Consider the following 19,234-nt stretch of genomic DNA (forward strand, 5'->3'; position numbering starts at 1 on the left):
AACTATTGCGAAAGCGCGCAAACTTATTGCGTTATACAACGAGGCCGGTATCAGTAACGACCGTATTCTGATCAAAATCGCTTCAACGTGGCAGGGTATCAAAGCGGCGGAACAATTAGAGAAAGAAGGCATCAACTGTAACTTAACCCTATTATTCTCCCAAGCTCAAGCGCGTGCTTGTGCGGAAGCGGGCGTTTACTTAATTTCACCGTTCGTGGGACGTATTCTTGACTGGTACAAAGCGAATTCCGATAAGAAAGAATACGCACCGGCAGAAGATCCGGGCGTCATCTCTGTGACATCAATCTATAACTACTACAAACAATACGGTTATAACACTGTGGTGATGGGCGCAAGTTTCCGTAATGCAGGTGAAATCACAGAATTAGCCGGTTGTGACCGTTTAACGATTGCCCCTGCGTTGTTAAAAGAATTGCAAGAGAGCGAAGCACCGTTAGTGCGCAAACTAGAGTACAAAGGTGAAGTGAAAGCTCGCCCAACGCCGATGACAGAAGCGGAATTTTATTGGGAACACAACCAAGATCCGATGGCAGTTGAGAAATTAGCAGAAGGTATCCGTAAATTTGCGATTGACCAAGAGAAATTAGAAGCGATGCTTTTAGCGAAATTCTAATCCGCACATTTTGTTCATTTAATCTGCACCTTGATGATTTTCACCATCCAGGTGCAGATCATGGTTTTAGTTCTATGCAATACCTTTATGTCTGAGTAATGCATCTAAAGTCGGTTTACGACCACGGAAGCGCTCAAACAATACCATCGGTTCTTCCGAACCTCCTCGGGTTAAAATATGCTCAAGGAAATCCTGACCAACATCGCGGTTAAAAATCCCTTCTTCTTCAAAACGTGAAAACGCATCCGCTGAAAGCACTTCCGCCCATAAATAGCTGTAATAACCGGCTGCGTAGCCACCGGCAAAAATATGCGAGAAACTATGCGGCGTACGCACAAATGTCGGCATTTCAATTAAGGCTACCTGTGCCTTCACTGCTTTTAATGTTTCCAATACCAGATTTTCACGCGGTACGGCAAGGTGTAAACGGAAATCAAACAAACCGAATTCCAACTGGCGTAACACGAACATTGCCGCTTGGTAATTTTTCGCTTTCAGCAGCTGGGTTAATTTTGATTTCGGTAACGGTTCGCCCGTCTCATAATGACCGGAAATAAATGCCAGTGCCTCTTCTTCCCAACACCAATTCTCTAGGAATTGACTCGGCAATTCTACCGCATCCCATGGCACCCCGTTAATACCCGCGACATCACCAACATCGATTTCAGTCAACATATGATGAATACCATGCCCGAATTCATGGAATAGCGTGGTCACTTCATCATGGGTAAACAATGCCGGTTTGTTGCCGATAGGTTTGTTGAAATTACAGGTCAAATACGCAACCGGTTTTTGTAACGAACCATCCGCCAAGCGTTTTTGTCCGATACAATCATCCATCCACGCGCCGCCGCGTTTATGCTCACGGGCGTATAAATCTAAGTAGAATGATCCGCGCAAGCGGTCGGTTTCGTCAAAAATATTGAAAAAACGCACGTCTTCATGATAAGTATCGAATTCCTTCTGTTCTTCGACACGCATACCGAAAATCCGCTGGATCAATTCAAATAATCCCACAAGAACCCGCTCTTCCGGAAAATAAGGACGCAGTTCTTCGTCATTAATGGCATACAATGCCTGCTTTTGCTTCTCACTGTAAAAAGCAATATCCCACGGTTGTAAATCGGTTTCACCATATTCTTTTGCCGCAAAAGCACGTAATTCCGCCAACTCTTTTTCTCCTTGCGCCTTTGAACGGGCAGCAAGATCTTCTAAAAAGTCCATGACTTGTTGCGGGTTCTCTGCCATTTTGGTTGCCAAAGAATAATCGGCGTAAGTTTTAAACCCGAGTAAATTAGCTAATTCCAAACGTAGCGCCAACTCTTCCGCCATAATTGCCGAATTATCCCATTTACCGGCATTTACACCTTGATCCGATGCTCGTGTGTTATACGCCTCATACATTTCTTGACGTAATTTACGATTTTCACAATAGGTCATTACCGGTAAATAACTCGGAAACTCTAACGTAAACCGATAACCTGACTTTTCTTTGCTCTGCGCCGATACTTTTGCCGCTTCAAGGGCGGACTCCGGTAACCCTTTTAATTCGGCTTCATTTTCGATCACAATATCCCAACCCATGGTCGCATCCAGCACATTATTGCTGAATTGCGAGCTAAGTTCTGATAGACGTGAAACGATTTCACCGTAACGTTGCTGCTTTTCTTGCGGCAAGGAAATACCGGACAACTCAAAATCACGCAGACTGTTTTCAATCGCTTTTTGTTGAGCAACGGAATAACGGGCAAATTCAGCACTGTTTTTGAGTTTTAAATAGCCTTGATATAACCCTTGATGCTGGCCGACCCAAGTGCTGTATTCGGATAATAACGGCAAACACGCTTGGTACGCTTCGCGCAATTCCGGGCTGTTTTTTACGGCATTCAAATGCCCGACCGGCGACCATGCACGGGAAAGCTTATCTCCCGCCATAGCTTGCGGTAAATAGAAATTTTCCCATGTCGGGGATTCAATTTGTGCAACAGAATCAATGGTATGACGGCAATCTTGAATTAATTGTACTATTGCCGGTTGAATGTGTTCGGGTTTAATTTGTGAAAATGCCGGCAGACCGGTCTGATTCAGAAGTGGATTTGACATTATTATTCCTTTTGTTTTTATGAAAATTTCTTCATAGTTTGGGGAAAATTCAAGAAATACCAAGCGAAAAGTAAACAAGCGGTCGGTTACTTGCAAAATTTTACCAATAACCGACCGCTTGTGATTAACTGAAATCCGCTTAGAATTTCACGGAATGTCCGTAACTCTCAATAATGGATTTGATGTGCTCAAGCGATTCTTTCGTCGGTGGCTCGACATCTTTCAGTTCATATTCAAAACCCAAGGTTTCCCATTTATGCGCACCTAGGCGGTGATACGGAAGCAATTCGACTTTTTCGATGTTTTCCATACCTTGAATAAACTGTCCGAGCAAATGCACGTCCGCATCCGCATCCGTATACCCCGGAACAACCACATAACGAATCCACGTACGCTGGTTCCGTTTTTGTAAATAACGGGCAAAATCCAACGTACGCTTATTGGATACCCCGATCAGATCTTTGTGGACTTCTTCATTCAGTTGCTTTAAATCCAGTAAAACCAAATCGGTGACATCCAACATTTCATCAACCATTGGCGTGTAATTACGCACGAAGCCGTTGGTATCTAAGCAGGTATCAATACCTTCAGCTTTACATGCACGAAACCAATCTCGAACGAATTCCATCTGTAAAACCGCTTCCCCGCCGGAAGCCGTGACTCCGCCACCGGTTGCCCGCATAAAGTGTTTGTACGTTACTACTTCTTTCATAAGATCTTCCACCGAGATCTCCTTACCACCTTCGAGATCCCACGTATCTCGATTGTGACAATATTTACAACGCATTAAACAGCCCTGTAAAAACAAAATGAAACGAATCCCCGGTCCGTCAACGGTACCACAAGATTCGTAAGAATGATAACGCGCTAAAACTGCCATAGTGGCTCCTCAAACATTGCTAAACTCAATTGCAGTCATTGTAGCAAAAATTTAAACGCTTTTCAGGTATAAAAATAAAAATAAATTGCTTGCAAAACATTGTATCTCAAGGTTTCAATAATGAATATATGTTTTATATTCCACTGTGAAATATATTCTTTATATTCTGCTAAAACAACTTGCTAAATAAAATAATTTTTAGCTAGTGTAGTTAAATTTTAATATTTCACATTCAAGAAAAGAAAAGAAGATTAAAGAAAAGTATATAACACGAATTAACTATTTATATAATGATAATATATTTATGACTGCCAACATTTGGCAATTTATTAAAACTAAAAAGAGAAAACCTTATTGTGAAAACAATCAAATTCAGCACACTTACCGTATTATTAGGAATGATTTATTATCCTCAAGGAGCCACAGCCTCTACCACGGATCAGCTACGTGAAGGTATTATCCACTACTCACGTTTGAATGACGAAAATTTACGTATCGGAACTCAAAAATTAGAGGCGTTATATAAAGACACATTGGATCACAAGGTGCGTGACGACTTGATTACACTCCTTGTGCGCCAAGGAAGATACAAAGATGCGATTGCATTATGTCAAGAATGCCAATTGACACAATACTCCGCCAATGAGTTGGAACACCTTGCCAAAGCAGCTCGTAATGAACGTCAATTTGAATTAGCGTCAACCTTCTATACACAGTTAAGCAAAGCGGCACCGGATAACCCGAATGGTATATTGGGGCTTGCTTTGGTCAGTATAGAAAGACCCGATTATAACGCAGCCAACCATTATTTAGCGAAATATAAAAAACAATTTGGCGAGGATGCCCAATATACTGAAGCTTATATTTATCTCTTAGACAGTAGCCAGCCTTTAACCGCCCGTTTAACCCGTTGGCAAAATGAATTAAAACAACATCCGGACAATACCGAATTAGCTAAAAAAATATATCGTTTAGCAACTCAATTAAATATTTCTCCGCTTCAGGAAAAATTGGTTGCCGCTTATCCGGATCTATTTAACGAAAATGACAAATTATGGTTTTTACATGACGAAGCCATTCGTTTATATCGTGTTGCAACAACTCGCGAACAGCAGGAAACGGCATACCGAATGTTAAGTGATGCCAATAGTCGGATTCCGTCCGATGATATCGGCGAGCTCAAGTTACAAATTATGCGCGATATGGTTGTTGTCGCTTCTAAGCTTCAAAACAGCACGGAAATCGAAGCGACTTACGCTCAATTACAACAATCCGGGCAACCGATTCCCGCTTTTGTAAAAGAAGCATATGCAGACTATTTATTAAGATCGGGGTCGCCGTTCAGTGCGTTAAATATTTATCGTGAAATCGAAACAAGTCATCTTCAAGAAAAACAAAAAGTACCTTTCGCATTAGGGATGAAAATCGTCAGTGCACTGAGCGATACCGCTGAATTTGAAGAGGCACAGCACTACTTGGAAAATAATGTTTCCGAACCGCCTGTTTACGTTTCTGACTTTACCCATTCAAGAAAAGTCAGAAACCCGTTATTCGACGAATATTTCTTAGGTAAAGTTAATTTATTGGCATGGCGGGGTGATATTGACAAGGCGATCCAATTAATTGATGAGCGTTTAGAAAAAACCCCCGGCGATGCTTGGATGATGCTCCGTAAAAGCGAATTGGAAAATGCTAGGATGAGAGGCGACGACGCTCTCAAATGGGCTGATAATGCCATTGCGGTCTTAGGAACCAATTATCGGTGGGCTGAAGTAACACGGGCAAATATTGCATTGAGTCTCAACGACTGGAAGACGGCTAGTTCAATTATTAATGGGCTAACACCGGAAGAAAGACATGCTGCGAAATATGTCGTCGATCAGTATGAACAAGCCAAATCCGCACGCTTTGTGGCCTCTGTAGATGTTGATCATCGAACACATCCGGCAAATAAACCGAATGAAGTAGCACAAGAATATTATCTCTATTCACCGAAATCCGATGGCGGACACGATATCTATGCTCATTATTCGGCAAGTAAATCACCTGATTTAGAACATAAGTTTGAGCAACATAGAGTAGGAGTAGGTGCCAACATCAATTTCTATCCGGTGGCGACAAAAGCGGAAATAGGTAAAGGCATCAAGTTAAATGACAAATATTATTTATCATTGGATACGTCATACCGTTTAAATCAACATTGGCGTTTCAATTTATACGGCAATCTGAACGGAAGCAATACACCTGTTAAAGCAATTTATCAAGATGTATACGCAAAAGATATCGGGTTCGTTACACATTATACGCATTCAAATTTATTTCAAATGACCGCCCATATCAATGCGATGAAATTTGATGATGGTAATTTACGTAAAAATTTATCGGTTTTCTCCACATTCAATTTATTTAAACATGATCGTTGGAACTTGGATGGCGGTTTGTTTTGGTCATATCAACGCAATAAAGAAACGCCTTCGGCTTATTACTATAATCCTCTCAGAGCACAATCTGCGGAAGGTAATTTCGATTTATCTTACTTCAAGCCGTTCGACCATAGAATTAACTTAGTGCATCACTTAAAAGGCGGAGTAGGTCGCTATTGGCAAGATCACTATGCCAGCCACAAAACATGGTTCGTTACCTATGGGAATGAATGGCGTTTAGGTAAGAAATTGGGACTTTCGTATGAACTGGGACGTAAAAAATCCGTATATGACGGTGTACCTGAATTTAATAACTTTATAAAAACAGATCTTTCCGTCTACTTCTAACGATTTATTACTCGGAATTTTGCATTAAAGGAAATAATAATGTTAAAGAAATATATACAAAAGATAATGTACACCATGTTGCTCATGCTGGTGAGTTTGCCGGCATTCGCCAACAAAAATACGTTTGGCGTATTATGTTACCATGATGTTGTTGACGAGAGCGTTATCAAAAAAGGACAACAATACTATCCGCAAACAATCTCGGTAGAGATGTTGGTGAATCATTTTAACTGGTTGAAACATAATGGTTATACTCCGGTAAGCTGGCAACAAATTTTAGATGCTAAAAACGGGGGGCAACCCTTACCGGATAAAGCGGTACTGTTAACCTTTGATGACGGTTACGAAAGCTTCTATACCGTAATCTATCCATTATTGAAAGCGTACAACTACCCTGCCGTCTACGCTATCGTGACCGATTGGATTAATACTCCGGCAAATAAGAAAATCAGCTACGGTAAATTAAAGTTAGACCGCCGTGCTTTCGTAACTTGGCAGCAACTACGTGAAATGCAGAACAGCGGGCTGATTGAAATTGCCTCTCATACGGATAACCTCCACTACGGCATCGCCGCAAATCCGGCTGGAAGTAGCTTGCCTGCGGTACTTGCAGCGCAATACAAGAATAAAAAATATGAAACACTGCAAGAATACCGTACAAGATTAAAAAATGATTTCCAACGTTCTTACAATATTTTGAAAACCAATTTAGGTGTTGCCCCAAGAATCATGATTTGGCCTTATGGTCAATTCAACGATGAAGCCGTCGATATTGCAAAGCAAATAGGTTTTGATGCGCATTTCTCGTTAAGAGAAACGAAGATCAATACACCTCACGATCCGCATGTCGGTCGCTTATTGTTAGATACGGAAACCTCTATCGAAACGGTTGCAAAATATTTGGCACACAATCCCGATCAAACGAAAGTTCAACGAACCGTTCGTGTTGAATTGGATACGTTATATGATCCGAATCCGGTTCAGCTACAGAAGAATGTGGATCAATTAGTAGAACGCATTCACCAATTCGGTATTACAGCCGTGTATTTGCAAGCATTCTCGGATAGCAATCGCGATGGTGTTGCCGATGCATTATATTTCAACAATAAATATCTTCCCGTTCGTGCCGATATCTTCAGCCATATCTCTTGGGCATTAAGAACAAGGGCGGAAGTAGAGGTCTATGCTTGGATGCCGGAATTGGTTGCCAACGGTAAAAATGCGGTGGCTAATGAGAACATGAAATCTATTTATCAGGATCTTTCGTTTTACAGCAAATTTGACGGACTCTTTTTCCCAAGCAACACCTCGGGTGATGCCAAAGCATCTATTGAATTGGAAAAACAGTTGAAACAAGTCGTCACCCCTTTTGCACTGGGTGGTAAGCAAAGACTAAAAACCGCAAGAGGCATTGATGCGCAATCTCCATACTTTGCTCAAAATTTATCCGAACATATTCAAGCGAATGAGAGTAATAACGTCATTATGGCAAATCCATATTCGGCGAATGTACAAAATCTATCGTCCCGTGATGCTAAAAAATGGCTAAATAATATAGTAAAACAAACGCTTGCGATTGCCTCCCCGGATCAAGTGATATTTGAGCTGCAAGCGGTCGATTTGAAAACACAAAATGCAATTTCCGATGAGGAATTAATTGATTGGATTAAAGATCTGAGAGAGTTGAATATTTATAGTTTTGGATATCAACCCGATAATGCTATGACGGATACACCATCTTTAACAAAGATCAGACCGTATTTTTCATTAAGTACAGATGTTGGATTAAAGTAGGACGCTCATATGACATTAATGTGGTTTGACATACTCAATATCACACTGTTCATCTATCCGGCATTGATGGCAATCTATTGGTCTACCGCAGCCAGCGCATATTGCGCCTTTATCGAAGTGAAATTTAGGGAGCCGTTCTACCATCTGATGAATCCGAATGACGTACCGATGGTCAGTATTATGATTCCTTGTTATAACGAAGCGGATAATTTAGATGATGCGATTCCTCATTTATTAAAGCTCAGATACCCAAAATACGAACTGATCTTTATTAATGACGGTAGTAAAGACAATACCGGAGAGATTATTGATTGGTGGGCAAAAGTAGACAGCCGAATTATTGCACTACATCAAAATAACTCCGGTAAAGCAAGTGCTTTGAATCACGGATTAACCGTTGCCAAAGGCGAATATATCGCTTGTATAGACGGCGATGCCGTACTGGATTACAACGCAATAGATTACATGGTGCAGTCTTTAGAACTCAATCCTAAATGCGGGGCCGTAACGGGAAATCCTCGGGTGCGTAACCGCAGTACCATCTTAGGTTGCTTACAAACATCCGAATTCAGCTCAATTATCGGACTGATTAAACGCGCACAAAGTCTGATGGGAACAATATTTACCGTGTCCGGTGTCTGTTGCTTGTTTAGAGCCAAAGCCATTAGGGAAGTCAATGGCTGGAGCGTTAACATGATTACCGAAGATATCGATGTCAGTTGGAAGCTACAAATCGCCGGTTATAACGTTATTTATGAACCGAGAGCGCTGTGTTGGACGCTAATGCCGGAAACCATCAGAGGTTTATTTAAACAACGTTTACGTTGGGCGCAAGGCGGAGCGGAAACCATTATTAAATATTTCCCTATGATTTGGAGCATTAAAAACCGTCGCTTATGGCCGATGTATATTGAATATTTTATTACCGCATTTTGGGCATATGCCTTAATTATTATACTTGGCATTGATATTTTTTTAGAATTAACCACTAATGGGCTAAACCTCCCCGTATTCAGAATGCTAATGACAATATTGTTTTTCTGCTTCTTTTGGCAATATTTATTTAGCTTGTATATAGACAGTCGTTACGAAAAAGGTTTATTCCGTTATTCACTGTATTGTATTTGGTACCCGTATGTTTATTGGTTACTGAACCTAATTACTCTCGTTATCGGAATCCCGAAAGCGATTTTTAGAAACAAATCCAAATTAGCCGTTTGGACGAGCCCAGATAGAGGAGTATAAGCAAAATGGCATTACAAGACACTATGATCATCCACAAACCGGCAAGAGAATTGCCGTTGATTTTAACGCTGAAAAGCCTATTCATCACGATGCTGACTTGGGTTCTATGGGGTTACAGTATAGGAATGATTTATACCTATGCTCAAAAGATCTTCACAACCCCTGTACTCGAGCAATTTTTCTTTCACCAAGTCGTTGCGTTCATGTTTATCGGTTCAGCAATTTTATTGACCATTACGATTGCTTGGTCGTTTATTGCAAAATCTCGGCGGCGTTAATTAATAGAGCAAACGCAGCCTACTTCCTTTGATTTAAAAGGCTGATTTTAATTGTTCAGCCTTTATTATTAAAGGAATATATTGTCTAGCATTATTCCCCAAAGCTCTGTATAGTAGAAAAGTGGCTTAAAGCCCGTGATATAAGACTTTAAGCCACTTTTTAGTCCCCATTCTTCTACTATACCAGTCAATTAAACTTGCAAAATACCGAGCCAATCTGACCGCTTGTTAGCGATTGAATCGCTTGATGCTAAGCTTTTTTACTGAACAGTTTTATTGTCGGAAGAATAATCAAACAAGCGAGACTACCGATAATCACGCCAACCGCCAAATCAGCAATACTGAGCAATGCACCATTTAATTGTAATCCTTCAATAAAATGATGGATAAACGGCACAGTATGGGTGAAAATCCCACCACCGACTAAAAACATCGCAATGGTTCCGATCACGGAAAGCGATTTCATAAACCACGGCATCACAAACAATAACGTTTTGCCGACCGTTTGATGAAATCCATTTTTCTTTTGTAGCAACCATAAACCGATATCGTCCAGTTTAACAATTAACCCAACCAAACCATACACAAACACCGTAATACCGATACCAATGGCAGACAGCGATAAAATTTTAGTCAGTGTCGGGGAGTTTTGTAAAACCCCAAGGGCGATAATGATAATTTCCGCAGAAAGAATAAAATCGGTACGCACCGCACCTTTGATTTTATCTGCTTCCGACACCACTTCTTGCTCTTCATGACTGTCTGCTTTATGTAAAAATTTATGTAGTAATTTTTCCACCCCTTCAAAACAGAGATATGCTCCACCAATCATCAATAATGGATTAATCAACGCAGGTAAGTAAATCGATAGTAACAATGCAATCGGAATTAAGATCACTTTATTAATCAGCGAGCCTTTTGCGACAGCCCATACAATCGGTAATTCCCGTTCCGGTTTGATATCTTTACCGCTCACTTGATTGGCATTTAAAGCCAAATCATCGCCGATCACACCGGCGGTTTTCTTGGTTGCCGCTTTGGTCATCACAGACACATCATCAAGTACTGAGGCAATATCGTCGAGCAATGTAAATAGTGAACTAAAAGCCATGTTTCTCCTTATAATTGACACAAGAAAAGCCCACAACAGGCGGGCTAAATTAAGGGCGATATATTGAGCGAAATTTTAAACAATTTCAATCATTTTCTCTCTTTGCAAAAAATAGGAAGAAAATGACCGCTTGTAATGATATTTTTAGCGGAATTGCGCTAATTGTTGCAGGGTGTCAAAGGCTTTTCCTGTGGCTAAATGAGCTTTTACTTTTTCAACATTGACTTTCAAATCCCGTTCACCGAACAAACGCATTAACATGGCGACATTCACAGCAACCGCATCAATATGAGCGGCTTCCCCCTTGCCTTGCAATAATGCCGTGATTTTTTCGGCATTTTCAGCAGGTTCTCCGCCTTTTAACGCTTCGAGAGAATGGCGTTGAATACCAAAATCTTCAGGGGTTAATGTGAAGTAACGGATTTCTCCGTTTTCTACTTCGGCAACCTGTGTTTCACCGTGAATCGCCACTTCGTCCAAACCCGAACCGTGTACCACAATCGTATGCTGATGATTTAAGCTATTGACTGTTTCGGCGTAGGTTTTCAGTAATTCAGGGGCATAAACGCCGAGTAATTGATGTTTCGGACGGGCAGGATTCACCAACGGACCTAAAATATTAAAAAGCGTGCGAGTTTTTAATGCTTGGCGAACGGGAATGGCATATTTAAAGCCTTGATGATATTGCGGAGCAAATAAAAAGCAGAGATTGATCTCATCCAGTGCTTGGCGAGCGGTATCGGCAGAAATCCCCACATTAATTCCTAATGCCGTTAATAGATCACTTGCCCCTGTTTTGCTCGACACGCTACGGCTACCGTGTTTAGCAATTTTCAGCCCCATACTTGCCGCAACAATGGCACTTGCCGTTGAAATATTAATCGTATTCGCTCCATCGCCACCGGTGCCGACAATATCCGCAAAAGGATAGTTTGGTCTTGCAAAAGGTTGTGCATTTTCAAGGGTAGCCGTGACGGCTCCTGCGATTTCTTCAATGGTTTCACCACGCAATTTTAGAGCGATAAGCATACCTGCTAACTGTTCGTTAGACAGTCGCCCCTGCATTAATTGTTGGAATAAACAATGGGATTCTGCTTGGGATAAGGTTTGGCGACTAAAGAGTTTTTCTAATAGTGATTCGTGTTGCATAGGAAATCCTTTTGTTTACATAAGACAATTTGCAAATTTTTCATTAAAACTGACCGCTTGTTCAGGCACGAGCGTGACGCTCGCGCCAGCGTTTATAACTTAATTCAATAACCACTCAACCGACTGTTTCAGTAATTTTGTCCCTTCTACCGTCAAGATCGATTCAGGATGAAATTGAAAACCACAAATGGGTAAATGTTTATGACGAATCGCCATCACAATGTCGCCGAAACGGGCATTCACTTCTAATTCATCGGGCAAATTGTCGCCCATTAACGAATGGTAACGTGCCACAGGCATCGGATTATTGAGTCCTGCAAACATCGCTTGGTTATCGTGTTCGATTTTTGATACTTTACCGTGAAGGACTTGCCCCGTATGGACGGCATCACCGCCTAAAGCTTCAATAATCGCTTGGTGTCCTAAACAGATCCCGATCATCGGCACTTTGCCTTTCAGCTCTCGAATAATTGCTAATAAATTGCCTGCTTCTTGCGGATTACCTGGTCCGGGAGATAACGCCACAATACAATCTTCAGTGGTTAACGCCTTCTCTAAAAAGGCTTGCAACGGGTAGTCATTGCGAAAAATTGTCACCGAATGCCCAAGCTGACGGAATTGATCGACCAAGTTGTAGGTAAAGGAATCGAAATTATCAACGAAAAGAATATTTGCCATTTTGATCTCCTACTGATTCACTTGAGCAATCGCTTTTAACACCGCTCTGGCTTTATGGCGGGTTTCATCGGCTTCTAATTGCGGATCGGAATCCAGCACTTCACCGCAGCCTGCTTGCACATAAGCCGTGCCGTTTTGCACAAAGGCGGAACGAATCACAATACAACTGTCCAAATTGCCGTCAGACGTTAAATAGCCGACCGCCCCACCATAACTATGGCGTTTTTGCTGTTCAAACTGGTAAATCAGTTGCATTGCTTTGATTTTCGGTGCGCCCGTCAGCGTTCCCATATTCATACAGGCTTGGTAAGCGTGCAGGGCATCAAGATCGGGGCGAAGTGTACCGATCACACGTGAAACTAAGTGCATAATGTGCGAATAGCGGTCGATCTGCATCAAATCAGCAACACGGCGAGAACCTGAAACCGACACCCGAGCTACATCATTTCGAGCTAAATCCACCAACATCAAATGTTCGGCTAACTCTTTTTGATCCAAACGCAGTTCAAGCTCAAGGCGGGAATCCAGCTCTAAATCAATGTTACCTTGCTCATCAAATCCACGTGGACGTGAACCGGCAATCGGGTAAATTTCTAATTGGCGATTTTGTTGTGAATATTTCAACGCACTTTCAGGGGAGGCACCAAACAGCGTAAAATTTTCCCCTTGCATAAAGAACATATACGGACTTGGGTTATTCACTTTCAGTTGGCGATAGCTCGCAAGGGTATTCGGGCAAGGCAAGCTGAAACGGCGAGAGGGGACGATTTGGAACACATCGCCGATATGAATATGATGTTTAAGCCGGCGGACAATATCTTTAAACGGCTCATCTTCTAAATTTACTTGAACATCGGTCGAAGCAGATTTCACGTCAAGATCGAGATCTTTCCCTACATTATTTGTTAATTTATCGGCAAATCTTACCGCTTGTTCAGTAAGATTTTGCTGTTCTTTTGGATCAAAACAGAAGGTATGCAAGGTAGCTTGTTGCTGTTGGTGGTCGATAAAAATCAACTGTTCTGCAAGATAAAAACTGTAATCAGGGCAAGACAATCCATCATCTTTTAGCTCAATATTTTCCATTGGGATAAACTGAGCCACTAAATCATAGCTAAACAAACCGCCTAAATAGATGGGGGAAACTGCATCGGCAAAGAGCTGGCTGACGGTACGCAATCCGTCAAAAATGGTGGTGGTTTTCAGTTTGCTGTCTTCGTCTAACGCTTCGTTGAGCACAGGGAAATCTGCTTGCAGGCGGTCAGATTCCGCAAAAAATTTGCAAATTGGGGCTGGGTTTAGCTGATTTAACGCCTGTTCGATTAAGGGTAAAACTGCTTTGCCATTTGCGGTGAGAGCCTGAAAATTGACCTGTTGCCCTTCGCAAAAAATATGTAACGCAGACTGTGCAAAGAGCAGGCTTTTTAGGCTGTTTTTACTTTGAATTTCTGCCGAGTCTAATAAAAGTGTATGGGGTTGATTGCCACATAAATAGTGAAAAATCGCCGTAGTATCGGCGTAATAAGGAAGTTCCCTTTGTTGAATCTGCACGCTCATTTTGCTTTCCTTGAAAATTATTTTGTACTATTAAACTAGTGCATTATTAGAAAGTCAAGGCAATTTTACTGAGATCAATAAGTTAAAAACAAATTTCAATAAACACATACCGCTGATTAACTAAAAAGCGTATAATCTCGCCATTTTCGCGACCCGCTAAGGAAAATCATGAGCCAGTTTTTTTATATTCACCCTGAAAATCCACAAACTCGCTTAATTAATCAAGCGGTGGAAATTATTAAAAACGGCGGTGTCATTGTCTATCCGACGGATTCCGGTTATGCTTTAGGTTGTGCATTGGGCGATAAGCACGCAATGGATCGCATTGTGGCAATTCGTCGTTTGCCTGAAAATCACAACTTCACGCTAGTATGTAGCGATTTATCAGAACTGTCGACTTATGCGTTAGTGACGAATCAATCTTACCGATTGATTAAAAATAATGTGCCGAACCCTTATACCTTTATTCTACCGGCGACTAAAGATGTGCCTCGTCGTTTAATGACTAAACGTAAAACGATCGGCATTCGCGTACCGGATAATGCGATTGCCTTGGCGCTGATTTCCGCCTTAGGCGAACCGATTCTTTCTTGTTCATTGATGTTGCCGAATGAAGAGATTACTCAATCCGATCCGGATGAAATCCGAGAGCATTTAGAACATCAAGTCGATTTAATCATCCACGGCGGTTACTTAGGGCAATCACCGACGACAGTGATCGATTTAACTCAAGACAGCCCTGAAATTATTCGAGTGGGATCGGGCGATCCGACACCTTTTGAGTAACAAGATAGTAGGGACACACTGCGTGTGTCCGATAATAATTTGTTTTATTGAAACACCCCGACGCTTGTGAAAGCGACAAATAAGGAACTTAAATGACGACATTTCGTAAACCGACCGCCAACAAGCGGTCAGATTCTGCAAAAACTTTGCAAAAACCGACTCCGCGTAATACACGCCAAGAAACGCAAAACCGTAAACCACTTGTAAAAAAATCACCGAAACCGACCGCTTCCATCGAAGCAGAAAACAAAACGAGCGACAAAATCGTCGGTGAAAAACTGCAAAAAATTCTTGCCCGTGCAGGACAAGGCTCTCGCCGTGAAATTGAAGAAGTGATTGCCGCAGGGCGAGTCAGTGTGGACGGTAAAATTGCGACACTAGGCGACCGTGTACAGGTTAGCTCCAGCACCAAAATCCGTATCGACGGCAATTTAGTCAGTCTCATCCCTGCACAAAAAGAAATCTGCCGTGTATTAATGTATTACAAACCCGAAGGCGAACTCTGTACCCGTTCCGACCCCGAAGGCAGAGCGACCGTATTCGACCGCTTACCGCGTTTAACCGGCTCCCGCTGGATTGCTGTGGGGCGTTTAGATATTAACACCTCAGGCTTATTGCTCTTCACCACTGACGGTGAACTTGCCAACCGTCTCATGCACCCAAGCCGTGAAGTCGAACGGGAATATTCGGTGCGGGTATTCGGTGAAGTTGACGATGCCATGTTGCAACGGCTACGCAAAGGCGTGCAGTTAGAAGACGGTCCGGCAAATTTCAAGCAGATCAAAGCGGTTGGCGGAACAGGGATTAACCAATGGTTTGACGTCACTTTAACCGAAGGGCGTAACCGTGAAGTTCGTCGCTTGTGGGAATCACAAGGGATTCAAGTCAGCCGTTTGATTCGTATTCGTTACGGCAATATCAAACTTGAAAAAAGTTTACCTCGTGGCGGTTGGGAAGAGATGGGGTTGGAGCAAGTCAATTACTTACGTGAATTGGTCGGCTTAAAGCCTGAAACGGAAACGAAAGTCGATGTCACGAAAAACCGTCGTCGTACCAGCACACGACAAATCCGTAAAGCGGTGAAACAGCATACGAAATACCGTAAAATTTAATGTTTTATTACACAAGATGGCGCTCGTTTGTAACGAGTGCCTAAATAAAAGTACAAGAAGTATACGGCACACGTTAAAAACGTGCGCCATCTAGCGCTTGTTACATTATTTTAAGGAATCCCAATGACCACCTTCAATCTTCGCCTTAAAGCCAAAAGCGAACTCACCCCGCATCCAACGGCGCAATACTGGCGTAAATGCCAAGTGGAAGAACTGTTTGCCATGCCGTTTATGGAACTGGTATTTAAAGCCGCACAGGTTCACCGTGAAAACTTTAACCCGCAAGAAATCCAACTTTCCACCTTGCTCTCGATTAAAACCGGTGGCTGTCCTGAAGATTGCGAATATTGCCCGCAATCTGCCCGCTACGATACTGGGCTTGAGCGTCAAACCATGCTAGACGTAGAAGAAATTCTCGAAAAAGCACGCATTGCCAAAGCTCGTGGGGCAAGCCGTTTCTGTATGGGAGCTGCGTGGCGTGGACCGAAGCCGAAAGACATTGAAGTGGTCACAAAAATTATTTCAGCAGTCAAAGATCTCGGTTTAGAAACCTGCGGCACCTTCGGTATGCTGGAAGACGGTATGGCGGAAGAGTTGAAAGAGGCCGGTTTGGATTATTACAACCACAATCTTGATACCGATCCCGACAGCTATCACAAAATTATCCATACGCGCACTCACGACGACCGTATGGACACGCTCGGCAAAGTGCGTCATGCGGGCTTAAAAGTGTGCTGTGGCGGTATTGTGGGAATGAATGAAACCCGTCCGGAACGGGCTGGTTTAATTGCAAGTTTAGCTAACCTTGATCCACAACCGGAAAGCGTGCCGATTAACCAATTAGTCAAAGTAGAAGGCACACCATTAGCCGAAGCGGAAGATTTGGATTGGACGGAGTTTGTCAGAACCATTGCGGTTGCGCGGATTACCATGCCGAAAAGCTACGTTCGTTTATCCGCAGGGCGTGGCAATATGCCGGAAGCCATGCAAGCCTTATGTTTTATGGCGGGAGCAAATTCGATTTTCTATGGGGATAAATTGCTGACGACAGAAAACCCTGAAGAAGATCATGACCAAGTATTGATGGCGAAATTGGATCTTTATCCGTTAAAACACCTTTGCGAAGAGGCGGCTTAACTTTCCCTATTATACCCGCTACGCATACAAGCGGTCGGTTCCGTTGAATAATTTGCAAAAAATGCATCCGAACCGACCGCTTGTATTTTCGATACGAGACCTACTTCACCTGACCGCAGGTCAAACAATATAAATAGATCCGTTTCGGGTCGGTAAATGTGGACAATTGACCGAGGTGTTTTTCCAACTTATGTGAAACCGGGAGATCCAAGAATGCCGATAAATTCAACTTTAATTTCATTTTAAAGTCACGCATGATTTGGCTTAAAAAATCACGTTCCTCGTCAATAAGCCATTGGGTTGCAAACTGTTCGATTTCCGCCTGACCTTTCGCTTTACGCTGCTGATTGACTAAATCAACGACAGCCGTATAAGCGTCCCCAAAATCACCCAATTGATCGACCAACCCCTTTTCAAAGGCACTTTCACCAAGCCACACTTGACCTTGCGCAATGCGATCGACTTGCTGTTTCGTCATTTTTCTCCCTTGGCTGACCAATTCCAAGAAGCGATCATAGCCGTGTTCAATGCTGACTTGCATCAGCTCCGCCTGCTCTTTGGGCAAGGTTTCAAATCCTGATGTATTCGCTAACGGAGAAGTATTCACGCTCTCTTCGTTAATCCCAAGATTTTTTGCCGTTTTTTCAAAGGTCAGCGCCAAGCCGAAAATACCGATGGAACCGGTTAACGTATTCGGGCTGGCAATAATTTTATCGCTGGTAGACGCAATCCAATATCCGCCCGATGCCGCCATGCCGCCCATGGACGTCACCACCGGCTTACCGGATTGTTGAATCGCCTCGGCTTCTTGTCGAATTAATTCCGATGCCATCGCACTACCGCCCGGACTGTTAATCCGCAAAATAACGCCTTTGACCTTATCATCTTCACGGGCTTGACGTAGCAACGGCACAATCGTATCGCTGCCCGCCATATTTTCGTCACTCTCGCCCCACACAATTTCACCTTCGACGTTGATCACCGCAATTTTATGTTCGGCATTCACATTAAAACGATCACTCAAATTCAGCGTATAGTCAAAAAAATCAATGTGATTATATGAGCCTTCACTGTTTTTACCGAATTGATCTATTAATAATTGGTGAGTTTGTCGGGTTGTCACAAGTTCGGTCACTAATTTTTGGTTTAACGCATATTGCGCGTCATCGCCTTTGGCTTCTTTATATTGCTGAAGGTACTGTGTAAATTCCGGCACGACATTTTCTGCTTTGATCTGACGGTTTTGTGCAATATCAGTACTGAAATTTTTCCATAATTTCCCCATCCATAGTTGCGTATTTTCACGGGCTTCCGCTGACATATCATCGCGGATGAACGGCTCAACCGCCGATTTATAGGTTCCTACGCGGAAAATATGCGGTACGGCTTCGATTTTCTCAAATAACGATTTGAAATACAGTGCGGAATAACTTAACCCCTGTAAACCGACAAAACCGGCTTGATTTAAATAAATTTTATCGGCAAAACTAGCCAGATAATATTGCGCTTGGCTGTAATGTTCGCCGATAGCAATAACCGGTTTACCGGATTGTTTGAAACGCGTAATTTCTTTACCGATAAAATTCAGAGACGGAATGTCACCGCCTTCGAAAAAGCTTAAGTCCAAAACAAGCCCGGTAATTTGATCGTCAAATTGTGCCGCATTAATGGCTCTGACGACATCAAAGGTGGAGATTTTTAGCGGTTCTTCCGTTGCACCTAATTCGGATTGTAGAAAACGCTGAAAATCGCCGAATTCATCATGATTATCCGCCAAATATCCGTCTAAGTTCAGCATTAATGCCCCTTTATCAAACGGAACCGGTTGCTTTTGACCGGATGACTCCATACTCAATAAGGCAGTAAATGCAAAAAAGGTGAGGGCAAATAAAATAAAAAACAGGTTCATCACGCATTCTCGAATACAGCGAAAAATCCGATAAAGCGCATTAAAAAAACGTAACATTATTGTTCCTTTTATAATTTGAAAATCAGCGCG

At 42.4% G+C, this 19,234-nt stretch carries 15 protein-coding genes (1 of these 15 running past the window's edge); 8 read left to right on the forward strand and 7 right to left on the reverse strand.

All coding sequences use genetic code 11. The annotated features are described in order from the left end of the window. Positions 1 to 634, forward strand: the 3' portion of a protein-coding gene (tal, locus tag ACEYKX_RS09295; protein WP_373780712.1) for a transaldolase. It extends 317 nt beyond the left edge of the window; only the last 634 of its 951 coding nucleotides appear in the window; its start codon lies beyond the left edge, outside the window; the stop codon is at positions 632 to 634. Positions 635 to 706: 72 nt separating this feature from the next. Here tal and prlC read toward each other — a convergent pair whose 3' ends face one another. Both prlC and pflA read right to left on the reverse strand, forming a co-directional pair. After that, the gene (gene prlC / locus ACEYKX_RS09300; RefSeq protein WP_373766242.1) at positions 707 to 2,737 is read right to left on the reverse strand and encodes an oligopeptidase A; all 2,031 of its coding nucleotides are present in this window, start codon (positions 2,735 to 2,737) and stop codon (positions 707 to 709) included. A gap of 139 nt (positions 2,738 to 2,876) precedes the next feature. Then, on the reverse strand, positions 2,877 to 3,617 hold the full coding sequence (gene pflA, locus ACEYKX_RS09305) for a pyruvate formate lyase 1-activating protein (protein WP_373766243.1): 741 nt from the start codon (positions 3,615 to 3,617) through the stop codon (positions 2,877 to 2,879). Between the two features lie 356 nt (positions 3,618 to 3,973). Here pflA and pgaA point away from each other — a divergent pair, with 356 nt between their 5' ends. The 4 genes from pgaA to ACEYKX_RS09325 are packed head-to-tail and all read left to right on the forward strand — an operon-like array spanning position 3,974 to position 9,705. Next, positions 3,974 to 6,388, forward strand: coding sequence for a poly-beta-1,6 N-acetyl-D-glucosamine export porin PgaA (gene pgaA, locus ACEYKX_RS09310; protein WP_373766244.1), 2,415 nt, complete (start codon positions 3,974 to 3,976; stop codon positions 6,386 to 6,388). A 39-nt stretch (positions 6,389 to 6,427) separates the two neighbouring features. Continuing rightward, complete coding sequence (gene pgaB / locus ACEYKX_RS09315; RefSeq protein ID WP_373766245.1) at positions 6,428 to 8,182, forward strand: poly-beta-1,6-N-acetyl-D-glucosamine N-deacetylase PgaB; 1,755 nt, start codon at positions 6,428 to 6,430, stop codon at positions 8,180 to 8,182. A 9-nt stretch (positions 8,183 to 8,191) separates the two neighbouring features. After that, positions 8,192 to 9,427 carry a poly-beta-1,6-N-acetyl-D-glucosamine synthase gene (pgaC, locus tag ACEYKX_RS09320; RefSeq protein WP_373766246.1) on the forward strand — a complete coding sequence of 412 codons (1,236 nt, stop codon included), beginning with the start codon at positions 8,192 to 8,194 and terminating at the stop codon, positions 9,425 to 9,427. A 5-nt stretch (positions 9,428 to 9,432) separates the two neighbouring features. Next, complete coding sequence (locus ACEYKX_RS09325; protein WP_373766247.1) at positions 9,433 to 9,705, forward strand: HmsD; 273 nt, start codon at positions 9,433 to 9,435, stop codon at positions 9,703 to 9,705. Positions 9,706 to 9,955: 250 nt separating this feature from the next. Here the strand turns inward: ACEYKX_RS09325 and ACEYKX_RS09330 are convergent, their stop codons facing one another. The 4 genes from ACEYKX_RS09330 to trpE all read right to left on the reverse strand — a co-directional run bounded on the left by ACEYKX_RS09330 (position 9,956) and on the right by trpE (position 14,200). Continuing rightward, a complete protein-coding gene (locus tag ACEYKX_RS09330; protein ID WP_373766248.1) occupies positions 9,956 to 10,816 on the reverse strand; it encodes a DUF808 domain-containing protein in 861 nt (286 codons plus the stop codon). Between the two features lie 144 nt (positions 10,817 to 10,960). Further along, positions 10,961 to 11,965 (reverse strand): anthranilate phosphoribosyltransferase, encoded by a 1,005-nt coding sequence (gene trpD, locus ACEYKX_RS09335; protein ID WP_373766249.1) that lies wholly within the window; start codon positions 11,963 to 11,965, stop codon positions 10,961 to 10,963. 99 nt (positions 11,966 to 12,064) lie between these two features. After that, positions 12,065 to 12,643, reverse strand: coding sequence for an aminodeoxychorismate/anthranilate synthase component II (locus ACEYKX_RS09340; RefSeq protein ID WP_373766250.1), 579 nt, complete (start codon positions 12,641 to 12,643; stop codon positions 12,065 to 12,067). Positions 12,644 to 12,652: 9 nt separating this feature from the next. After that, complete coding sequence (trpE, locus tag ACEYKX_RS09345) at positions 12,653 to 14,200, reverse strand: anthranilate synthase component I (protein ID WP_373766251.1); 1,548 nt, start codon at positions 14,198 to 14,200, stop codon at positions 12,653 to 12,655. A gap of 168 nt (positions 14,201 to 14,368) precedes the next feature. On the opposite strand from trpE, the gene ACEYKX_RS09350 reads away from it, so the two are divergent. The 3 genes from ACEYKX_RS09350 to bioB all read left to right on the forward strand — a co-directional run bounded on the left by ACEYKX_RS09350 (position 14,369) and on the right by bioB (position 17,235). Further along, a complete protein-coding gene (locus tag ACEYKX_RS09350; RefSeq protein WP_373766252.1) occupies positions 14,369 to 14,986 on the forward strand; it encodes an L-threonylcarbamoyladenylate synthase in 618 nt (205 codons plus the stop codon). A gap of 92 nt (positions 14,987 to 15,078) precedes the next feature. Further along, positions 15,079 to 16,098, forward strand: coding sequence for a 23S rRNA pseudouridine(2605) synthase RluB (gene rluB, locus ACEYKX_RS09355; RefSeq protein ID WP_373766253.1), 1,020 nt, complete (start codon positions 15,079 to 15,081; stop codon positions 16,096 to 16,098). Between the two features lie 123 nt (positions 16,099 to 16,221). Next, positions 16,222 to 17,235, forward strand: coding sequence for a biotin synthase BioB (bioB, locus tag ACEYKX_RS09360; RefSeq protein ID WP_373766254.1), 1,014 nt, complete (start codon positions 16,222 to 16,224; stop codon positions 17,233 to 17,235). 100 nt (positions 17,236 to 17,335) lie between these two features. Here bioB and sppA read toward each other — a convergent pair whose 3' ends face one another. Beyond that, a complete protein-coding gene (sppA, locus tag ACEYKX_RS09365) occupies positions 17,336 to 19,201 on the reverse strand; it encodes a signal peptide peptidase SppA (RefSeq protein ID WP_373766255.1) in 1,866 nt (621 codons plus the stop codon). Positions 19,202 to 19,234: the final 33 nt, after the last annotated feature.

Source organism: Glaesserella sp., assembly GCF_041817755.1.
Taxonomy (GTDB): domain Bacteria; phylum Pseudomonadota; class Gammaproteobacteria; order Enterobacterales; family Pasteurellaceae; genus Glaesserella.

Coding starts and splice junctions, on each gene's coding strand:
- ACEYKX_RS09325 (WP_373766247.1), top strand. CDS start 9,433: ATGGCATTACAAGACACTATGATCATCCACAAACCGGCAAGAGAATTG.
- ACEYKX_RS09330 (WP_373766248.1), bottom strand. CDS start 10,816: ATGGCTTTTAGTTCACTATTTACATTGCTCGACGATATTGCCTCAGTA.
- pgaB (WP_373766245.1), top strand. CDS start 6,428: ATGTTAAAGAAATATATACAAAAGATAATGTACACCATGTTGCTCATG.
- prlC (WP_373766242.1), bottom strand. CDS start 2,737: ATGTCAAATCCACTTCTGAATCAGACCGGTCTGCCGGCATTTTCACAA.
- ACEYKX_RS09350 (WP_373766252.1), top strand. CDS start 14,369: ATGAGCCAGTTTTTTTATATTCACCCTGAAAATCCACAAACTCGCTTA.
- ACEYKX_RS09340 (WP_373766250.1), bottom strand. CDS start 12,643: ATGGCAAATATTCTTTTCGTTGATAATTTCGATTCCTTTACCTACAAC.
- trpD (WP_373766249.1), bottom strand. CDS start 11,965: ATGCAACACGAATCACTATTAGAAAAACTCTTTAGTCGCCAAACCTTA.
- trpE (WP_373766251.1), bottom strand. CDS start 14,200: ATGAGCGTGCAGATTCAACAAAGGGAACTTCCTTATTACGCCGATACT.
- pflA (WP_373766243.1), bottom strand. CDS start 3,617: ATGGCAGTTTTAGCGCGTTATCATTCTTACGAATCTTGTGGTACCGTT.
- rluB (WP_373766253.1), top strand. CDS start 15,079: ATGACGACATTTCGTAAACCGACCGCCAACAAGCGGTCAGATTCTGCA.
- pgaC (WP_373766246.1), top strand. CDS start 8,192: ATGACATTAATGTGGTTTGACATACTCAATATCACACTGTTCATCTAT.
- sppA (WP_373766255.1), bottom strand. CDS start 19,201: ATGTTACGTTTTTTTAATGCGCTTTATCGGATTTTTCGCTGTATTCGA.
- bioB (WP_373766254.1), top strand. CDS start 16,222: ATGACCACCTTCAATCTTCGCCTTAAAGCCAAAAGCGAACTCACCCCG.